21 protein-coding genes are annotated in these 19,494 nt (G+C 56.6%); 10 read left to right on the forward strand and 11 right to left on the reverse strand.

The window, feature by feature from the left end; all coding sequences use genetic code 11:
- The first annotated feature begins 100 nt into the window (after nt 1–100).
- A complete protein-coding gene (locus ACRZ9U_RS08400) occupies nt 101–802 on the forward strand; it encodes a DUF1223 domain-containing protein (RefSeq protein ID WP_170403201.1) in 702 nt (233 codons plus the stop codon).
- On the opposite strand, the gene ACRZ9U_RS08405 is transcribed toward ACRZ9U_RS08400, so the two are convergent.
- From ACRZ9U_RS08405 to purB, 4 genes are all read right to left on the reverse strand, one after another.
- The gene (locus tag ACRZ9U_RS08405) at nt 803–1,726 is read right to left on the reverse strand and encodes a lysophospholipid acyltransferase family protein (protein WP_170396406.1); all 924 of its coding nucleotides are present in this window, start codon (nt 1,724–1,726) and stop codon (nt 803–805) included.
- A gap of 85 nt (nt 1,727–1,811) precedes the next feature.
- Entirely contained in the window at nt 1,812–2,906 is a 1,095-nt protein-coding gene (locus tag ACRZ9U_RS08410) for a flagellar motor switch protein FliG (protein WP_480901587.1), read from the reverse strand.
- Between the two features lie 66 nt (nt 2,907–2,972).
- Nucleotides 2,973–3,515, reverse strand: coding sequence for a hypothetical protein (locus ACRZ9U_RS08415; protein ID WP_170403198.1), 543 nt, complete (start codon nt 3,513–3,515; stop codon nt 2,973–2,975).
- Between the two features lie 380 nt (nt 3,516–3,895).
- Entirely contained in the window at nt 3,896–5,200 is a 1,305-nt protein-coding gene (gene purB, locus ACRZ9U_RS08420) for an adenylosuccinate lyase (RefSeq protein ID WP_170403195.1), read from the reverse strand.
- An 88-nt stretch (nt 5,201–5,288) separates the two neighbouring features.
- Here purB and ACRZ9U_RS08425 point away from each other — a divergent pair, with 88 nt between their 5' ends.
- The 5 genes from ACRZ9U_RS08425 to ACRZ9U_RS08445 all read left to right on the forward strand — a co-directional run bounded on the left by ACRZ9U_RS08425 (nt 5,289) and on the right by ACRZ9U_RS08445 (nt 7,761).
- A complete protein-coding gene (locus tag ACRZ9U_RS08425) occupies nt 5,289–5,621 on the forward strand; it encodes a hypothetical protein (RefSeq protein WP_170403192.1) in 333 nt (110 codons plus the stop codon).
- Nucleotides 5,618–6,040 (forward strand): DUF6314 family protein, encoded by a 423-nt coding sequence (locus ACRZ9U_RS08430; protein ID WP_170403189.1) that lies wholly within the window; start codon nt 5,618–5,620, stop codon nt 6,038–6,040. The genes ACRZ9U_RS08425 and ACRZ9U_RS08430 overlap by 4 nt, the downstream gene beginning before the upstream one ends.
- A gap of 75 nt (nt 6,041–6,115) precedes the next feature.
- Nucleotides 6,116–6,703, forward strand: coding sequence for a biotin transporter BioY (locus ACRZ9U_RS08435; RefSeq protein WP_170396416.1), 588 nt, complete (start codon nt 6,116–6,118; stop codon nt 6,701–6,703).
- A gap of 139 nt (nt 6,704–6,842) precedes the next feature.
- Nucleotides 6,843–7,400 (forward strand): hypothetical protein, encoded by a 558-nt coding sequence (locus ACRZ9U_RS08440; protein WP_170403186.1) that lies wholly within the window; start codon nt 6,843–6,845, stop codon nt 7,398–7,400.
- Between the two features lie 10 nt (nt 7,401–7,410).
- Nucleotides 7,411–7,761: a hypothetical protein gene (locus ACRZ9U_RS08445; RefSeq protein ID WP_170403183.1), complete on the forward strand. Its 351-nt coding sequence runs from the start codon at nt 7,411–7,413 to the stop codon at nt 7,759–7,761.
- A 55-nt stretch (nt 7,762–7,816) separates the two neighbouring features.
- On the opposite strand, the gene ACRZ9U_RS08450 is transcribed toward ACRZ9U_RS08445, so the two are convergent.
- Nucleotides 7,817–9,031, reverse strand: coding sequence for a bifunctional alpha/beta hydrolase/OsmC family protein (locus ACRZ9U_RS08450; RefSeq protein WP_170403180.1), 1,215 nt, complete (start codon nt 9,029–9,031; stop codon nt 7,817–7,819).
- A gap of 255 nt (nt 9,032–9,286) precedes the next feature.
- On the opposite strand from ACRZ9U_RS08450, the gene ACRZ9U_RS08455 reads away from it, so the two are divergent.
- Nucleotides 9,287–9,481, forward strand: coding sequence for a hypothetical protein (locus ACRZ9U_RS08455; RefSeq protein ID WP_170396424.1), 195 nt, complete (start codon nt 9,287–9,289; stop codon nt 9,479–9,481).
- Nucleotides 9,482–9,491: 10 nt separating this feature from the next.
- Here ACRZ9U_RS08455 and dddP read toward each other — a convergent pair whose 3' ends face one another.
- On the reverse strand, nt 9,492–10,835 hold the full coding sequence (dddP, locus tag ACRZ9U_RS08460) for a dimethylsulfonioproprionate lyase DddP (RefSeq protein WP_480901590.1): 1,344 nt from the start codon (nt 10,833–10,835) through the stop codon (nt 9,492–9,494).
- A gap of 124 nt (nt 10,836–10,959) precedes the next feature.
- Between dddP and ACRZ9U_RS08465 the strand changes: the two genes are divergently transcribed.
- Nucleotides 10,960–11,739, forward strand: coding sequence for a heme-dependent oxidative N-demethylase family protein (locus ACRZ9U_RS08465; RefSeq protein WP_170403174.1), 780 nt, complete (start codon nt 10,960–10,962; stop codon nt 11,737–11,739).
- On the opposite strand, the gene ACRZ9U_RS08470 is transcribed toward ACRZ9U_RS08465, so the two are convergent.
- The 5 genes from ACRZ9U_RS08470 to ACRZ9U_RS08490 all read right to left on the reverse strand — a co-directional run bounded on the left by ACRZ9U_RS08470 (nt 11,740) and on the right by ACRZ9U_RS08490 (nt 16,262).
- Nucleotides 11,740–12,669: a hypothetical protein gene (locus tag ACRZ9U_RS08470; RefSeq protein ID WP_480901592.1), complete on the reverse strand. Its 930-nt coding sequence runs from the start codon at nt 12,667–12,669 to the stop codon at nt 11,740–11,742. It lies immediately after the preceding gene.
- Between the two features lie 176 nt (nt 12,670–12,845).
- Complete coding sequence (locus ACRZ9U_RS08475) at nt 12,846–13,640, reverse strand: lytic murein transglycosylase (protein WP_170396432.1); 795 nt, start codon at nt 13,638–13,640, stop codon at nt 12,846–12,848.
- Nucleotides 13,641–13,707: 67 nt separating this feature from the next.
- Complete coding sequence (locus tag ACRZ9U_RS08480; RefSeq protein WP_170403165.1) at nt 13,708–14,355, reverse strand: MSMEG_1061 family FMN-dependent PPOX-type flavoprotein; 648 nt, start codon at nt 14,353–14,355, stop codon at nt 13,708–13,710.
- Nucleotides 14,356–14,483: 128 nt separating this feature from the next.
- Nucleotides 14,484–15,890: a type I glutamate--ammonia ligase gene (glnA, locus tag ACRZ9U_RS08485; protein ID WP_170396436.1), complete on the reverse strand. Its 1,407-nt coding sequence runs from the start codon at nt 15,888–15,890 to the stop codon at nt 14,484–14,486.
- A 33-nt stretch (nt 15,891–15,923) separates the two neighbouring features.
- A complete protein-coding gene (locus ACRZ9U_RS08490; protein WP_170396438.1) occupies nt 15,924–16,262 on the reverse strand; it encodes a P-II family nitrogen regulator in 339 nt (112 codons plus the stop codon).
- Nucleotides 16,263–16,431: 169 nt separating this feature from the next.
- Between ACRZ9U_RS08490 and ACRZ9U_RS08495 the strand changes: the two genes are divergently transcribed.
- Both ACRZ9U_RS08495 and ACRZ9U_RS08500 read left to right on the forward strand, forming a co-directional pair.
- Complete coding sequence (locus ACRZ9U_RS08495) at nt 16,432–18,015, forward strand: NAD(P)H-hydrate dehydratase (RefSeq protein ID WP_170403162.1); 1,584 nt, start codon at nt 16,432–16,434, stop codon at nt 18,013–18,015.
- A gap of 300 nt (nt 18,016–18,315) precedes the next feature.
- Nucleotides 18,316–19,440 (forward strand): porin, encoded by a 1,125-nt coding sequence (locus tag ACRZ9U_RS08500; protein ID WP_170403159.1) that lies wholly within the window; start codon nt 18,316–18,318, stop codon nt 19,438–19,440.
- The last annotated feature ends 54 nt before the right edge of the window (nt 19,441–19,494 follow it).

Genomic DNA, 19,494 nt, shown 5'->3' on the forward strand with positions numbered 1-19,494 from the left:
TGTCGAAAGCTTGTGTCTGAGGTCTCAAGAAACCTTGATTGGCAGTTTATTCGGTTCCGACTTAAACCTTTCAGGCAATCATCCTCTATCGAGAGAAAACATGCTCAGATCAGTCGCTGCGACCGCGTTTGTTTCACTCTTTCTTGCTGCCCCGGCTCAGGCGCAGGATGATCCGGTGGTGGTCGAACTGTTCACCTCGCAGGGGTGCTCGTCCTGCCCGCCAGCAGACCGGATCATGCATGAATTGGCCAAGCGGGATGATGTAATCGGTCTGGCGTTGCATGTGGATTATTGGGACTACATTGGCTGGAAAGATGAATACGCCAATCCCGACCACACCGATCGTCAGCGCGCCTATGCACGTGAAGGCGGGCGGACGATGATCTACACGCCGCAGATGGTTGTGAATGGGCAGCAGGATGTGGTTGGGGCCAAGTCAATTGAACTGAACCGGCTAATCGATGCACACCTGGCTGCGCCGCCGGAGGCCGAGGTCAGTGCCACGCGTACTGCGAACGAAGTATCCATGAATGTCGTTCCGATCGAGTTACCAGACGACGAAACCTATGATGTTCGGATTGTGCAGTATTCGCCGATGCGTCGCACCTCGATCCGGCGTGGCGAATTGGCCGGACATGATCTGGATTATGCAAACGTGGTCGAGAATTGGCAGATTGCCGGTCGCTGGGATGGCCAAACACCGCAGAGTTTCACCGCAACATTGTCATCGGAATTGCCTGCCGTTGTTCTGATCCAGCGCAGTGGCCATGGTCCGATCGTGGCCGCAGCGCGGGTTAAGTGATCAGGGCATATCCTTTGGCTGGACCCCCAGTCCCCTCCAGGACTTCCAGCGCCGATGAATCCAGAACCATTGTCCCATGTGCTGACGCACCATCGCTTCCAGGTCGTCATTGGTGAACTGGGTCATGGTTTTGGCATCAGTATGCGGGACCGGGTCGTGTAGGACGATCTCAAAATCGATCCCGTTGGGTTGGCGCACTGCATAGCAGGGGATCAGCACAGCCTTGTATTTGATCGCAAGTTCCGCGTTCAGCACCGAGGTGACGGCGGGTTTGCCGAAAAAGGTCAGCTCCTCACCACCATGCGCATGCAGGTCGGATACAATGGCAATGATGCCTCCGCTTTTCAGTGAACGGACCATTTCGACCATACCTCGGCGGCCCTGTTCGAACATGGGCGACCCGGTCTGATAGAATGCCTCGACATACATGTCGTTGAAATATGGATTTGCCATGCGGCGATAGAGGCTGCCGATGGGTTTACCGCTACGCGCCTGCAGCGCGACCCGCGCGGCCAGATAGTGCCCGAAATGCGCAGTGATCATCATCACTGGACGCCCTTCCGCCACGGCGGCATCAAATGCTTCGACACCCGAGCCCGATACTTTGGCCTTGCTTTGTCGCTCGATGAAACCGTCGGCTGAAAAATGCTCCATGATCGCGCGCCCGGCATTGTCAGGCACGGCGCGGCAGATGCGCTTGACCTCGGCCTCGGGCAGATCTGGGCAGGTGAGTTTCAGGTTGCGGCGCACGCGGGTTCGAAACCCGACAATGGGGGCAAGCCAGCGCACAATCGCGCCCATCGCTCCGATGCGGCGCTCATATGGCAGCAGGCGCATGCCGCGGATTACGCCGGTCAGAAACAGGTTGGCGACGTAGTATTTTCCAAGCTCAAATCGGCTTAGTTCCGACTTTTCGACGGGCATGGGGAGAGACACCTGAGCGTTGTGAACTGCGCGACGAGACATACAGGCCCCATCGTGCGATCACAAGTGGTCGCGCCTTGCCGGACTATTCTGCATTCTCCTCAGCCTCGACCAGTACGATCGCGCCCTCGTCCAAAAGCGCGCGGATGGCTGCAACGATCTGAGACATCGCTTCTTCACTGTCGGATTGTTTGACCTTGACACGTTCGGCCATTTCTTCCCGTAAGTTTTCCGCCATGCGAGAGGACATGTTGGCTAGGAAGAACTCGACCGTGGCGAGGTCTTCGTCGCTATTGGCTCCGGCCAACGCCGTGATGAGAACGGGTTGATCCACAACGCGCAGAATCGCTGGAACATCGCGGGGTTGGATGCGCGAGGGCACATGCGAAAAGATGAAGATCGATTGCCGGACGGTATCCGCAAAATCGGCGTCTTCTTCGTCCAGCGCGGTCAGCAAACCATCACGCGTTGCCGCGGCCGACTGGTTGAGGATCGCGCCCACACGCTCACCCGGCCCATCCCGAAAGGCGGGCTCGGGGCGTTGATCCAGCTGAGCGGCCAAGGACCATCCGATCCGCTCAACCGCCTCGGGCGTCACGTTGGCCGTTTTCGAGACTGCATAAGTTATCCGTCGCGCTGTGGGGCCGGGTAGGTGGCCCAACAACTGGGCAGCCTTGGCGGTTTCGAGTTTCGACAGCATAACGGCGGCGACTTCGGTGCTTTCAGCTTTGGCCATCTCGGCCAGATCTTCTGAGGGTACTTCGCGCAAACGCTGCCATGGGTCACCGATCTGCCTCACGCCAGCTACCTTGCGCAGCCGGGCGGCGGTGGCTGGGGCGATCTTGCCGTTCACCGCGTCCAGAGCACCAGCAAGCCCATGGGGAAATGCAAGCCCTACGCCATCCAGCGCATCGGCAAATTCCTGCGCGACGGCGGCCAGCGTTACCCGGTCAACCAACCCCATCTGTCCAAGTTGGTGGGTAAGTTGTTCCTGCAGTGAATCGGGAAGCTCTTCCAGCGGGATATCCGCCCCCTCGTTCAGCAGCAGCCGAACCACAACTGCGGCTTTCTCTCGGTTGCTGAGGGCGCGCGGCACAACACGTGGCGCATCATCGTCTTGTTCAACGACCGGGGGTTGCGCGCCCGGCGTCATCTGCACCATTAGTTTCGTGTCCTGCATCTGCCTGCAATGCCTCATTCGCGTTGCAGGCAGAATATAGAGAGTCGGGTAAAGAAACCCTGAAACTCAGTAGCTATATGTCAGCCCTGTTCTGATCGCTTCGCGCAGCGATGTCTCAGCCCATGTGCCTTCGCCACCACGCGCCTTGATCTCGCGCCATTGTGCGATGGCCAACTCGGTCTTGCCCTGGGTAACAAATCCCTGACCCATGTAGCTGCGGGCGAGGATGTTGTCGGGGTTGGATTCAATTGCTTTTTGGTAAAACGCGTCAGCCAGTTTCAGCTCACCCATCTTGCGATAGGTGAACCCCCAATAGGTCTGCACCCGATCATCATCTTGATCCATGATACGCAGAATGCCCTGAGCATTTTCGTACTGCCCGTCGTAAGCCAACTCGCGCACGGCATCATACAGTTGGTCTTCGGTGAAATTCGTCTTGTTGGGTTTGACGCAGCGCCCGGCTGCCTCGTCATAGACGCGGCCAAACAGGCATTTCTTGGTGGTGTTGGTGGGCTTGGGCGGGCTGCTGTCCCCACCACCCGCAGCAATGGCCATGGGCGCGAAGGTAAAGGCCTGAAGAGCGATGGCCGAGGCTAGTACAAGACGCATTTTCCTACTCCGTTGTCAAAGAGACTTGTTACAATCATAGCTTGATCTTCAAAAAAGCTAACGATTGACTGATCGCTTTTATTCACAAGCAGGAAATAAAAATGTCAGCTATTGACGATTTTCATGCAGCTTTGGCTTTCGCTGTCCCAAATTGTGCCTTCAGCACAGGACTGGGTTTGCTTGGTGTTACCGTTACAGGCAAATCCGGCGGTGCCCGCACAGATAAGAGCAATTGCGCATAGAGCAGTTCGTAGCATCGAGTTTTCCTTTCGCGGAAACTGTGCCAACAGATTAACCGATTTTTGCCAATCTGGCAAAGACACAAGGCCCGGCTGCATTGAGCAAACCGGGCCAAGTTTTTAGCACTGTTTGAGTTTGAATTATTCGCCGAATACGCGGGCGAAAATCGTATCTACATGTTTGGTATGGTAGCCGAGATCGAATTTCTCTTCGATTTCTTTCGGGCTCAGCGCGGCGGTGACATCGGCGTCGGCCAACAGTTCCTCTTTGAAGTCGGTGCGATGCTCCCAGACTTTCAGCGCGTTGCGCTGAACCATGGCATAGGCATCCTCGCGGCTTACACCTGCTTGGGTCAACGCCAACAGCACTCGTTGGCTCATGACAAGACCGGGGAACTTGTTCATGTTCTCGATCATGTTCTCGGGGAAGATCAGCATCTTGTCGATTACACCGGTCAATCGCGCGAGTGCAAAGTCCAGCGTGATAGTGGCATCCGGCCCGATCATGCGTTCGACCGAGGAATGCGAGATATCGCGCTCGTGCCACAGCGCCACGTTCTCCATCGCCGGGATCACGGCCGCACGCACCATGCGCGCAAGACCGGTCAGGTTCTCGGTCAGGACCGGGTTCTTCTTGTGCGGCATCGCCGAGGAACCTTTCTGTCCCATCGAGAAGAACTCGGCACCTTCCAACACCTCTGTCCGCTGCATATGGCGGATTTCGATAGCGATGTTTTCGATGCTGCTGGCGATAACACCCAGTGTGGCGAAGAATGCGGCGTGACGGTCGCGGGGAATGACCTGCGTGCTGATCGGTTCAGGCACCAGACCCAGCTTGTCGCAGACATGCTCTTCAACCTGCGGGTCGATATTCGCAAACGTCCCGACCGCGCCGCTGATCGCTCCGGTGGCGATTTCCGCGCGGGCATCGCGCATCCGGGACAAGTTGCGGTCCATCTCGGCATAGAAGCGGGCAAAGGTCAGGCCCATCGTGGTGGGTTCGGCATGGATACCGTGGCTGCGACCGATGCGAACGGTGTCTTTATGCTCTATCGCGCGGCGTTTCAGGGCAGCCAACAGACCTTCGAGGTCTGCAATCAGCAGGTCGGCGGCGCGGGTCAGTTGCACATTGAAGCAAGTGTCCAGCACGTCCGAGGAGGTCATGCCCTGATGCACGAAACGGGCTTCCTCGCTGCCCACATGTTCGGCCAGATGGGTCAGGAAGGCGATGACGTCGTGTTTGGTGACGGCTTCGATCTCGTCGATACGGGCGACATCAAAATCCACATCCTTGGCTTTCCACACGGCCTCGGCGTTTTCACGCGGGATCACGCCTAGATCGGCCATGGCGTCGCAGGCGTGCGCCTCGATCTCGTACCAAATGCGGAACTTGCTCTCGGGTGACCAGATGGCGACCATATCGGGGCGTGAATAGCGGGGAATCATTGGCGGCAGCACCTTTTTATGATTGGGATGAGGCGTTGGCGCGGGGTTTAGCCGCGCATTGACCAAGGAACAAGGCGCGAGTGCTGGGATGAGACGGTTTGCCCTGATTTTATTGCTTTGGCCGGGATTTGTGGCCGCCGACGAGTTTCAGCAACTGACGGGTGATGAGATTCTGATGGCGCTTGCTGGCAAGAAGCTCGACTATGGCGAGGGGATCACCCAGACCTTCGATAGCAATATGCAAACGCAGTACTTTTCAGGCCGCCCAAGTTCGGGACGATGGGCCGTTCGTGATGATCGCTATTGCTCGGTCTGGCCGCGTTCGGATTTCTGGGCTTGTTATGATGTTGAGCAAAGCGGTGAAACCATCCGGTTTGTGGATGATTCAGGTAATACAACTGACGGAATCTATTTGAAGTGAGCCTGCCCAGAAATATTTATGATTTCCAGGGGGTTTGGGACCTGAGCCGCCTCATCCGGGACGAGCGTGCAGGCCAGATCATTCAGGCCGAGGGTAAGGCAGAGCTTCGGCAAGATACCCAAGGGTTGGTCTATGATGAGACGGTCACGCTGCGTGTTCCGGGGCAGCCTGCAATGACGGGAATGCGTCGATACCTTTGGCGCGACGCCGGTGATCGGATCGCTATCCATTTTGATGATGATCGGTTTTTTCACGCACTCAAACTTGGCCAAACCCGGGTCGAGGATCATCACGATTGCCCGCCGGACAGCTATGATGCACACTATGATTTCTCGGGATGGCCGCGCTGGACAGTCCGCTGGACCGTATCAGGGCCGCGAAAATCCTATGAAATGGAGACCAAATACGCGCTGCGATAGCGTAATCATCTTGCAGCAACGGCCCGGAACGGGCATTGCTGCATGTGCAAATAAGTCCGAATGTGGAGAAATGAGATGAACGCAAACGTACTGGCCAATGCTTTTGGCCCGCGTGAGGGGACGGCGCTGCGCGTCAAGCAGGTGGCTCTGGTTGCCCTGGGTATCGTTGCTCTGGCTGTTGCTGCCAAAATCAAAGTGCCGATGTGGCCGGTTCCGATCACCATGGGCACATTCGCCGTTCTGACCATCGGCACCGCTTATGGCGCGCGCCTTGGCCTGATCACGATGCTGGGTTACCTGCTGGTTGGTGCTCTGGGCTTTGACGTGTTTGCAGGTTCCTCGGCCGAAAAATACGGCCTGACCTACATGATGGGTGGCACCGGCGGCTATCTGGTCGGTTACCTGATGGCGACCATTCTGCTGGGCGCACTGGCCGCGCGCGGCTGGGATCGTTCGGTCGGCAAGCTGGCGCTGGCGCTGGTACTGGCCAACGTGCTGATCTACGTGCCGGGCCTGCTGTGGCTGGGTCAGCTGTATGGCTGGGACAAGCCGATCCTGGAATGGGGTCTGACACCGTTCCTGCTGGGTGACGCGATCAAGCTGGCGCTGGCCGCTCTGCTGATCCCTGGCCTGTGGAAGCTGCTGGGCGACGCACGCACCTGATAGCGCGCTCTTGCGCAAGACACACCCGCGTTCGGAGCTTTCCGGACGCGGGTTTTTTATTGTCTTCAGAACAGGATACTGGACAAAGTCAAACTGCATGGGCAACCTGACATCAGAAAACTGATCAGGTTATTGAGATATGCGTATTTTGTTAAGCTTGGCGCTTGCTGCAAGTGCCGTGACTTGGTTGGCTGTAACGCCTGTGCAAGCTGACACACCGGTGACCTACACCGATGAAGGGCGCGCCCTGTTCCGCTTTGAGGTTCCCGACTTTTGGGCATTGCGTACCGGTGGCCCGCGTGAAATCGAGGATACCAATCTGGGCGATGCCCGTGCGGTTTCGCGCGTCATGGGGATCAGACCGGTGACCGACGATAATGTCTGGATGGGCTTCGTCTCACCATCACGGGTTTCCAGCATTCAGGGCGGGGTGCGCTATCTTGAGGATATCGACAAATTCCTCGTCAAGGACCCGACGGTGACCAGCACCAGTGATACAAGGATTGGTGGGCGGCCTGCGCATGTTATCCGCGGCACCGGCAATCGGGATGGGCGAGGCGTAAACTTTACCGCCACTGTGATCGACCTGCCGCGAGACCGTGTTGCGATTGGGGTTGCGATCCTGCGTGACGGGGCCGACCCGTCTTATGTTGATGCCTTGAACGCCGTTTTCGCGTCGTTCCGGTCTTTGCAGTAAGGAGGCTCGGATGACTCGCAAACTGTTAAAACGGTCTGTTCTGGCGCTGGGGTTGGGTACTGCAACGTTTACATTGTCCGCCTGCGATGGCGTGTCCGTCGGGGTAGGGTATGGCGTTGGGTATGACCCGTTCTACGACTCGATGCTGTGGAATGATTACTACCACGACCGTAACGTGAATGTAGATGTTGACATAAACCGCCCAGACCGGCCCGACCGCCCCGATCGACCGGTTCGTCCGAACCCTCCACCGCGGCCAAAGCCACCGATCGCCAAACCGCCGTCGCGTCCGCATCCCCCGGTGGCGCGTCCTCCGACGGCACGGCCACCAATTCACCGACCCTCACCGAGGCGCCGTTAGAAAAAGGGGGCAAAAGCCCCCTTCAATCATTATCATAAGCTGACAAAGGTGGTTTTCAGTCCAGCAGCTCAGTCGTGATATGGGCCGAGCCTTCAAGGGTTCGGTGCACGGGACATTTATCTGCGATCTCCAATAGCTTAGCACGTTGCGCGGCATCCAGCGGCCCTTGTAGCCGTATCTTGCGGCGGAACTGATCGACCTTGCCATCGCTGGCCAGTCCGGCGTCCTGGGCGTGTACCTTGTCGTGGCAGACATCGACGGTGATACCTGTCAGCGGCCATTTCTTGCGCCGCGCATACATGCGAATGGTCATCGAGGTACAGGCGCCCAATCCCGAGGACACAAATCCATAAGGGGACATGCCTCGGTCCGTTCCTCCGTACGAAGCGGGCTCGTCAGCGACCGCATGGTGGCGCGGGCCGGACTGGATGTCTTGCAGGAACCCTGCCGGGTCTGCCTCGGTCACGCGAACAACACCTTCCGGGGCGCCGGGTGGTGGGGCGGGCGGGCACAGTTTGACGTATCGCGACACCCAAGCCGCAATGACATCCGCCGCGTAATCCGCATCAGCGGCGCGTGTGATCAGATGGTCGGCATCGTCCAGCGTGACAAAACTTTTTGGATGCTTCGCAGCCAGAAAGATGGTGCTGGCGTTGTCAATGCTGACCGTGTCATCGCGCGGTGCGTGCAGGATCAGAAGCGCTGCTTTCAAATCTGAAACGGCAGGGCTAAGCGCGGCCTCTGAAATGTCATCGACAAAAGCTTTGCCAATGCGGAACGGGCGACCGCCAAGCGAAACCTCTGCGCTGCCTTGCGCCTGAATCTCGGGCAGGGCGGCCTCGAAATGGTGTGATACGTGGCCCGGGTCAGCAGGCGCACCCAATGTGACGACCGCCTTGATCGACGGTATGCCAGCGCGTGCGCGCAGTACCGCAGCGCCGCCAAGTGAATGGCCAATAAGCAGGGCGGGGGCCATGTTGCGGCCGGACAGGTAGTGCGCTGCAGCGATCAGATCTTCGACATTTGAGGTGAATGTCGTATTCGCAAACTCTCCATCCGAGTGGCCAAGGCCTGTAAAATCAAACCTGAGCACGGCGATGCCCATCGCCGCCAAACGCGCCGAAATGCGCCGTGCGGCAGGTATGTCCTTAGAGCAGGTAAAGCAATGCGCAAACAAAGCCGTTGCCAGTACCGGCCCGTCCGGCAGATCAAGGCGCGCGGCCAATTGGCTGCCGTCGTGACCGGCGAAAGTAATGCGTTCGGTGGGCATGATGAATCCTTGGTGGTCCAGGTTTCGACAATACTGTGTGCTGTGTGCGGTTCTCTCAACCCCTGTGTCAGTGGCGTAACAGGAAGGTGAGGGGGTGGGACCACGTAGCCCTTGGCGCGTCGCATCAATGCATTGTTGGGGTTGGTATCTGAACAATCAAAAAATGTGATGATAATTCGGATAAACATTCATTTTACTTATTTATACTTGGACCCCAACTTGCAATCATCCTTCTTATCCAAAGCAGAGGTCAAAATGGCACATACAACATCTGCACCGCTAAGCCCGACACTCCACGCCGGAGTTCTGTTGGCAATTCTCGTGACTGGCGCAATTGGTTTTGCACTGGGACAAAGCTGGCCGCTGACGAATACGTCTGAGGACACGCCAACTCTCACAGCGCCTGAGGATTGGCACGGTAATGTCAGACGGTCCCACTGGTCAAACTAGGCGATAGCGCTTAGCCAGACCCCATCAACTGTGCGTCGAACGGATACTTCGTGAGGTTTTCATAGCCGTCTTCGGTGATCAGCACCTGATCTTCCAGCTTGATCGAGAAATCGCCGCCAACCTCGCCAACTGCCGCTTCGACGCACAACACCATTCCGGGTTCAAGTGGATAATCATAGGATCCCTCGACCGCCTTGTCGGGATAGGCTACCAAGGGCCATTCATCGCACAATCCAACTCCATGCATCAGGCAGCCGTATTTCTGTGCCTGAAACTTGTCATCCAGCCGATGGGCATTCGCAGTTAGTTCCGGGATCATGACGCCGGGCTTCAGCATTTCCATATTGGTCATGATATGCTCATGCGCGTGCTGCATGGCATAGATCATGTCGGGGCGCGGTTTTTGATCGCCGATCCACCAGGTTCGTGAGATGTCGACGCAAATGCCGTAAGACCCGATCAGGTCGGTATCGAACGCGATGATTTCATTTTGCCGCGTGATGCGCGGGCCGCATTCCTGAAACCAGGGATTGGTGCGCTGGCCCGAGGCAAGCAAGCGGGTCTCGATCCATTCACCACCGCGCCGGATGTTTTCAGCATGTAGCACTGCCCAAATGTCATCCTCGGATGTCTTCCCGTCTCCGACATTGACACGTGCGAAGCGCTCCATTTCGGCCACTGCGGTCTCGCAGGCGTGGCTGGCGCAGCGCATGGCGAGGATTTCGTCTGGGCCTTTGATGGCACGGGTTTTCTCGGTAAGCTCTTCGCCCTCCATCACCTCGAACCCCTGAGCCTCAAGCGCGCGCAGGCCGTGCAGCATGATCTTGTCGACACCCAGCCGCATGTTGCCGCCGCCGTGTTCTTCGATCAGGGCGCGCACCTCGTTTGAGAACACATCTGCGGCAACGTCAATCTTGTCGCCCCGGTCGAAATAGAACAGATCGGCGCCCGAGCGCTGCTCGCGCACCAGCGGGTTGAATTTCGACAAGAACGGAGAGTTCTTGTAGTCCCAGATCACCAAATACCCGTCAGCGCAAACCAAAACGGCCCGGAACGGGTTATGGGTATTCCAGAGCTGCATGTTGGTGCTGTCAGTCGCATAGCGGATATTCAGGGGGTCAAACAGCAGGATCCCGCCCCAATCGCGCTGCACGATGGCCTGAGTGAGGCGTTTCCAGCGGTATTTACGCATCTGTTCTAGATTGGGCAGGCTAAGCCCGGCAGCGGCCCATTCGTCAAAGGCAAGCTGTGTCGGTCCGATCTCGATCCTGTCATTGTCGTTCGGTGTCCCGTCCCCGAGTGTGGCGCCCCGGGTCGGGTCAATCTTACGGGTGTCACGATATGGTGTGTTCACGGTTGGACCTTTCTGCTTGCCTGACCAACCTGCAAATCCAGATGCGCTGCGTCTTCTAGGTTTGCGACCGTCTTCTGGTCGCTTTTTGACCGACAGCGCCAGAGCAGGGTGCTATGCCTCGACTATGACCGTGATACTACAGCAAGCCATTCCCTATGATCCACTCGCCCAAAACCCGCTGCCTGGCATTAAGCCTGCGGACCCCAGGGCCTGGTTGCATCGCGACGATGCGTTTTCTGCCCAGATGCAACGACGCGCCGCGCTGTTGGCGCAGCAAAAGCCGGACGTCTTGGCGCAAAGCCCCGAGGCGTTGGCACCCGCGCAGGAGTTGCTGGAACTGGTCATTCAGCAAGTTTATCCGAATGTCTCCGATCACGTTGTGCGGCCCGACGGTGTACGGGTTGAGGTTGACCGGGAATGCCCGTTGGAAACGCTATGCCATTTGGTGCAAGAGGATTTCTGCATTCTGCAGAAACACGATGACGAGCATGTTTTGACTGGCGCGATCCTGTGCTTTCCTGCAAGCTGGATGCTGTCGGAAAAGTTCATGCGCCCGTTGATTGGGATCCATGAACCGGTTGATGCCTACGACGCCAATATTGCCCGCAGAGTTCAACGATTGTTTGACGGCATTCAGCCCAACCGGCCACTCTGGCGGTTCAATGCGCTTTGGTACAATGATGCCGAATTGTTCCAACCGCGTAGTCTCATGCAGCGACGCACACCGCGGGATGAAAATTCGGCCCGATATCTGCGTAGTGAACGTCAGACTCTCTTGCGTTTACCTGAGACAAACGCAGTGGTGTTCGCGATCCACACTTATGTAATGGCCGCTGATCAGGTCCTTAAAATGGAAAACCCCGCCTCACGGCGGGGCCTCCAAGGAGGGTCTTGGGTAATTTGATTACATGCCAATCGCGCTGGCGACCTCGGCAAAAACATTCGTAGCGTTCAGACCAAAAATCGCTGTGGTAAAAGCCAGAACCTGAGTGTTGAGGCGGAAATCCTCACCCCGGATCAGATTGACTGCTGCCAGGGATATGGCAATCGGTGTCGATATGCTTGCCACAGCACCAGTCATGCCCCAGCTGGTCAGTCGCAGAATATCGCTTGGGCGTTCCGTTTCGTCCTCGGACTGGTGAATGTTGCCGGCGGGCAGGGGAGCATCAGCCTCGGTCCGGAAGGCGATACTGAGCAGTTGGTCGTCACTTAGCTTGATCGGACGCGGCTTGGCGTGTTTGGTCTGTGTATCTTCCGCATCAGGATCGGGCAGATCGAGCCCCGCAAATGGGCCGCTGACTGCTTCGAATATCTGCTTTCGGTTCCGGGCGTTGCGCGGTGCAATTGAATCAAAGGCACTCATGAATTGTTCGATGGTCAGAACCGTTTTGGGCGACAACCATTCGACACGACGGGTCGTGCAGATGTCGACCATTCGGTACAGGATCACCACAAGCATCAACTCGGATATTTCACTGTCATCGAGCAGTTTTGACACCGGACAAATCAAGATCGTCAGCCGGTTTCCCGGCAGCGTAACCGCAGCACGCGGCATAGTTTTGAGACCAGCGGTTCGATCCATCCGCTCATGGTGATTGTGATCTACTTGGGTTGGTTCCGAGTCCAATGTCAGACGCACGAGATATTGGCTGCTGACGATACTGGCCTCCGATGCGCTAAGAAGCGTCTTGCGCTCGACCAGATGGCCATAGTCACCCAGCGTCGTCGAGACGACCTCGCACATACGCTCAAGCGCGCCATCTGCCGACCCGTCAAACTGGAGCCCACCGTGGTAACTATGCTTTGCAGTCACAGCATGTTCCTTTGCTGTCATAATCTTCACAACAAATTAACAGGCGAAATGGCGCAAATTTTGACCAAAATGGAAAAAAGTCGAAATATTCCAAGATTGATTACGCTTTGGAAACCAAGAAAATCGGGGTTTCCTTAAATCTATGTGGCAACAATGTGGCCGAATTCAGGTGCTCTGACGTCAAGCCTATGACCGCCCTAGTTGTCGATTCGCGCCGCCATGATTGCAATGGATTGCTGGTAGACCGAGGCCGCATTCCATTGCTGTATGACCGCAAAATTCGGCTCTCCGGGTTGATAGCCGCGACCGGGCTTCCACCCTTTCTTACGTAGAAAATTCGCGGTCGAGGCGAGCGCGTCGGTCATGTTATAAAAATCGACCCGACCGTCACCGGTGGCGTCCACACCATAGGTCAGGGCGTTGCCGGGCAGGAACTGTGTATGCCCCAGCTCGCCATGTTTTGCCCCTTTTGTCGCCATCGTAAGGGTACCTTGGTCAACCAGTTTTAAGGCGCCGATAGCGTGCGGGATGAAGAATTCGGATCGGCGACAATCATAGGCTAATGTCGTGATTGCGGAAACAACCTGACTATCTCCCATGAAACCTCCAAAGCCGGTTTCCATGCCGTGAATGGCAATTAGCACACCCGCCGGTACGCCATATTGACGCTCGAGCGCGGCGTAAAACTGCGGATTGCGAGCTTTGCGCTTGCGCCCTTGCGCAACGATGGTGTTTGCCCCGCGCACCTGCATGAATTTGTCTAATGAGTATTTAAAGCTCTTCTGATTGCGATCCGCGGCAATCGTACGTGTTGCATATTGCGTTTGTGCGAGCGCTTGCAGACCCTTCTTTTTCACACCCGCTCGTTTGGCGGTTTTGGCAAAGTCGGCTTTCCAGGCCTCAAACCCGCTGCTGGTATTCCCACAAGGGGCGGACAGTGCCACTGAGGGCAGAAGGAACGCGAGCGCAGCGTAAAGGCGAAGACGAGGCATAGAGGAAATCCGAGTGCAAAAAAAACCATGCTCAGCCTAAGCCGAGTTCGACCTACCGCAAAGTGGTTTAATAGAGATCAAGCTCGTCTGTGCCTTTCAGGGATTCGAACCATTCATCCGGGGTTTTGTCGATCTTGGCATGTTTGACCATCATCGCGTTCATATTTGGCAGACTGGATGAGTCCGGCCATTCATCGGGTTGCCACAGGTTTGATCGAATGATGCATTTGGGACAGTGCGCAAAGACGGTTTCGACATGGATCAACAGGGCCAGCTTGGGCACGCGTCCACCAACGGCCATGTTTGAAAGAAGTTCGGGATCTGCGCTAATTCTCGCGGATCCCCGCAGGCGCAGAGTTTCCAATTTTCCGGGGACAAAGAATATCACGCTGACGCGCTGATCTTTCAGCACATTATGAAACGTATCCACGCGCTTGTTCCCGGGCCGGTCCGGGATCGCAATCATCGAGTTCGAGAGCACCTGCACAAACCCCGCAGGATCGCCACGAGGCGAAATATCGAGATGCCCATCGGGATTGGCCGAAGCGATCAGGCAGAACGAGGACATGCCGATGAAGTCTCGACACATCTCATCAAGTGCAGGCAATTCCTTTGCAATGATCTGCGGCAAGGGTTGCCCGCAAATGCGTTCCAGATCTTTCTCCGAGGTTACAAGTCCTGAATACTCAGAAAAGGGTTCGTCGCTTGCGGGCATGTGCTCTCTCCGCCTGATGTTGAGCTCAAATTTTGAAAGATCATCATCGATCCGTCAAATCTCGCAGAGATACAGAAAAAGGGGCGCCCGATGGGCGCCCCCTGAGAATTTTCGTCGAAAATTCTTAATCAGCAGCTGTAGTACATGCCGTACTCAACCGGGTGAGGTGTGTGCTCGTAGGTTTCTACCTCTTCCATCTTCAGCGCGATGTAGCCGTCGATCTGGTCTTTGGTGAACACGTCGCCTTGCAGCAGGAAGTCGTGATCAGATGCCAGCGCTTCCAGAGCTTCGCGCAGGCTGCCGCAGACGGTCGGGATGTCGGCCAGTTCTTCGGCAGGAAGATCGTACAGGTTCTTGTCCATGGCTTCGCCCGGATCGATCTTGTTCTTGATGCCGTCCAGACCGGCCATCAGCAGCGCGGCGAACGCCAGATAAGGGTTTGCGGCCGGATCGGGGAAGCGGGCCTCGACGCGCTTGGCTTTCGGGCTTTCGGTCCACGGAATACGCACGCAGCCTGAACGGTTGCGGGCCGAATAGGCGCGCAAGACGGGGGCTTCGAACCCTGGAATCAGACGCTTGTAGCTGTTGGTTGCCGGGTTGGTGAAGGCGTTCAGCGTTTTGGCGTGTTTCAGGATGCCGCCGATAAAGTACAGCGCCTCATCAGACAGGTCGGCGTATTTGTCGCCCGCGAACAGCGGCTTGCCGTCTTTCCAGATCGACATGTTCACGTGCATGCCGGTGCCGTTGTCACCTGCGATTGGCTTCGGCATGAAGGTCGCCGATTTGCCATAGGCATGTGCAACGTTGTGGATCACGTACTTGTATTTCTGCAGCTCATCGGCCTGCTTGGTCAGGCTGTCGAAGATCAGGCCCAGTTCGTGCTGACAGGATGCAACCTCGTGGTGGTGCTTGTCGACCTTCATGCCCAGACGCTTCATTGTCGACAGCATTTCCGAGCGCAGGTCCTGCGCTTCGTCAACGGGGTTTACGGGGAAGTAACCACCTTTGACGCCCGGACGATGGCCCATGTTGCCCATCTCGTATTCGGTGTCGGTGTTCCACGATGCATCAGTAGCATCAACTTCGTAGGATACCTTGTTGATACTGTTCGAGAAACGAACGTCATCAAAGAGGAAAAATTCGGCCTCAGGACCCATGTAGGCCACATCACCAATACCGGAAGCCTTCAGGTACGCTTCGGCTTTCTGAGCGGTGCCTCGCGGGTCACGTTCATAGGCTTCACCAGTGTCAGGCTCCACAACCGAGCAGTGCAGGCAGATGGTCTTTTCCGCATAGAACGGATCGACATAGGCGCTGTCGGTGTCGGGCATCAGTTTCATGTCGGAAGCTTCAATCGACTTCCAGCCCGCGATGGACGAACCGTCGAACATAAAGCCCTCTTCCAGGAAGTCCTCATCGACCTGATCAGACATGATGGTGACGTGCTGAAGTTTGCCACGCGGGTCGGTAAAGCGGATGTCGACGTATTCGGCGTCTTCATCACGGATCAGCTGAAGAACTGCGTCCTTGCTCATACTATTTGTTCCTCTGATTTGAAGATTGCTGTGTTACAGGGCTTCCGAACCGGTTTCGCCGGTGCGGATACGAATGGCTTGTTCGATAGGTGAGACAAAGATTTTTCCGTCCCCGATCTTGTCGGTCTTTGCGGCGCTAACGATGGCTTCGATCGCTGCGTCAACCTGATCATCATCCAGCACGACCTCGACCTTTACCTTGGGTAGAAAGTCGACAACATATTCTGCGCCGCGATAAAGTTCGGTGTGACCTTTCTGGCGACCAAAGCCTTTCACCTCGACCACGCTGAGGCCCTGGACTCCCACGTCTTGCAGCGCCTCTTTCACTTCGTCCAGTTTGAACGGCTTGATGATCGCTTCGATCTTTTTCATTCCGGCTCACCTTGTATGGTTGTCTCGATGGCAATGATCACGTCTAAGATCGGGCGGCAATGGAACTGCGAATTTGGTCGCCTTGTGGTGCTGCGAAATCGTGCAACGGGTTAAATTTTGATCGATGTGCACAAAATGTAATCAGAATTGAATCGCGTGAGGGCGCAATATGGCAGAGTTGCTGACAGCGGCACAGATGCGGACGATCGAAAAGTCCGCGATTGAGTCCGGCGACGTGAGCGGGCTGGAGCTGATGGAGCGGGCGGGGCGCGGTGTTCTTCAAGCCGTATTTGAAGAATGGCTAGAGCTGCAGCGGGGGCCAGCCCCCGCACCCCCGAGGTATTTGGGGCCAGATGAAGAGGATCCGCTGCGTGCGGTAATTCTTTGCGGGCCAGGAAATAACGGGGGGGATGGATTTGTTGTTGCACGCTTGCTGCGGGAGCGCGGCTGGGAGGTGGCGGCATTTCTTCTTGGTGATCCGGCGAAGCTGCCACCAGATGCGCGTGTGAATCATGACAGGTGGGGCGAATTGGGGGAGGTTCACCCATTTTCCGAAGTGTTTGCCGCGCATCAAGGGGCTGACCTTTATGTCGATGCGTTATTCGGGACGGGCTTACAGCGACCGCTTGAGGGTGATGTTCTAAAATGGGCAGAAATGACTGCCTCGGATCCAGCCATCGCCGAAAAGACAGTATCCGTTGATATGCCGTCTGGCCTGTGTTCCGATAGTGGGCGTGAGCTGGTCCCGGGGACCGCGACGGTTCAGGCCAGGCTCACGGTATCGTTTCATACTGCAAAGCTGGGGCATTATCTGGGGCTGGGGCCGGTCAGAAGTGGCCGATTGGTCGTCAAGGACATTGGTTTGGAGGAGGGAGTTCAGGGTGCGGTCAAACTGGTGACCGCCCCGGATGCTGATTTTTCGAAGGCAACTGCCTTACACAAATATGCGCATGGGCATGCCTTGATTATTAGCGGAGGTGCGGGGGCAACCGGCGCAGCAAGGCTGGCGGCACGTGGCGCATTACGCATCGGGGCCGGATTGGTGACGCTGGGTGTTCCACCCTCGGCTCAGATGGAGGTTGCCAGTCACATCACTGCGCTGATGCTGCAGCGGGTCCAGAGCGGCGATGATCTGTTGGAAGTCCTGATGGATGCGCGGTTGAATGCACTATGCCTCGGTCCTGGTTTGGGGTTGGCGCGTGCGCAGGAGCTGGTTCCTGCGGTGCTGGCCTCGGGGCGTCCAGCAGTGCTGGACGCGGATGCTTTGACGGCGTTTGCTGATGCGCCAGAGGTGCTGTTGGACATGCTCCATGACAGATGTGTTCTGACACCGCACGGGGGCGAGTTTGCGCGATTGTTCCCGGAGATCTCCGAAAAGCTCTCGATCAAGCCGGGCAGAGGGCCGGCTTATTCCAAAGTGGATGCCGTGCGTGAGGCGGCCAAGCAGGCTGGCTGTGTGGTACTATACAAGGGCCCTGACACGGCGATTGCTGCACCGGATGGGCAATGTGTGATCAATGCGGCGCTGTTTGACCGGGCGGCGCCCTGGCTGGCGACAGCAGGGTCGGGCGATGTGCTTGCCGGGTTCATAACGGGACTACTGGCGCGGAGCTTCAACCCGATGGCTGCAGCCAAGACCGCAGCTTGGTTACATGTGGAATGCGCCAGGCAATTTGGGCCGGGGTTGATTGCTGAAGATCTGCCGGAACAAGTGCCAGCGGTATTCGCACGGCTTGAAATCAATGGGTCATAGGCAAATATTGGCCGATCGCGGGTCAAAGCGGCAATGTTTCGCCTTATGATTTACCTGTGCGCATAACGGGTGTTTGCAAGCTGCAACACGCAGCGCAAGAATTGTCTTGCAGGTTAGCTGGGTGCTGCTTTCGAACTAGGTCAAAATATTGATTATAAAACGCTTTCCCTGAAGGTCCCCGCCTCCGCCTGTGGCAGAAATGCAATGCCGGGCTAATAAGCTTTAGCAATCATTGGAACCGTTAATCCAGGTGCGCATATCGGCAATATCAAAAAAACTGACCCATCTATGGTGAATGACATGACAGTGAATTTTAAGCTGACTTCGATAGCAGCGGCGCTTGTCGCAACAACGGCAATCCCCGCCGCCGCCGAACTGAAATACGAAAACAACACGGGCGGTTATGTCCTGCTTTATGGTCAGTTGCACCCGGCCTTAATCTCGGTTGACGACGGTGAAGAGACCGAAACGCGCGTTCTGGACAATGACCTGTCAAACAGCCGCGTCGGTTTGGAACTGTTGCAGCCCTTCGGTAACAACGATTTCACCTTCCGTTTTGAAACCGGGCTTGGTCTGCCGAGCTCGAGCGAGTGGAACCAGCTGGGCACAGATTTCAGCGGCTGGACGCGTGAAGATATCCGTCACGTGGATTTCGCACTTGCCGGTGACTGGGGTAAATTCTCGGCCGGTCAGGGCAGCATGGTGGCCGATGGCGCTGCCGAAGTGGATCTGTCTTACGTCGGAACCGCGCTGTATTCCTTTACCAACGATGAAAATGGCGGGTTCTTCTATCGCGGTACTGACGGTTTTCTGAGCGACATCACCGTTGGCGATTCCAGCAGCAACTTTGACGGTGCGCGCCGTGGCCGCGTTCGGTATGACACGCCGGAGTTCAGCGGTTTTAAGGCCGGCATCGCCTATGGTCAGAACATTCTGTCCAGCAGCGATGACGATGACTATTACGATATCGGCCTTCGCTATGACAACACCTTCGGCGGCGGGGTTGAATTTGCAGCGGCGGTTGCATACTCGGTGCGTTCGGCTGACGATGGATCGGGGGACCGCAAGGATACGATCGGGTCGGCCTCGGTTATGCTGCAAAACGGCCTGAGCTTCACCGTAGCCGCCGGTACGCGGGACGATGACGCGGATGGTGCGTCTGACCCGAACTACTTCTACGGCAAGATTGCCTATGAGGATCAGTGGGTATCCTGGGGTAAAACCGGTATCGGGATCGACTATTACTCGGGCTCGGACTTCGTAAATGACGGTTCCAGCACCGATGCTTGGGGCATCGCTGTTGTTCAGCGTATCGACAGCATCAATACAGATGCATATCTGAAATACCGCAATCACGATTTCGAAGATGGCGCTTCGTTCGACAACAATGAGGCGTGGGTGCTGGGGGCCCGCTGGAGGTTCTGATTTCTCAGCTTTCGATGATCGAACGCTCCGGCCTGTGCCGGGGCGTTTTTTCGT

The sequence above is a fragment of the Ruegeria sp. D7 genome (assembly GCF_056534355.1).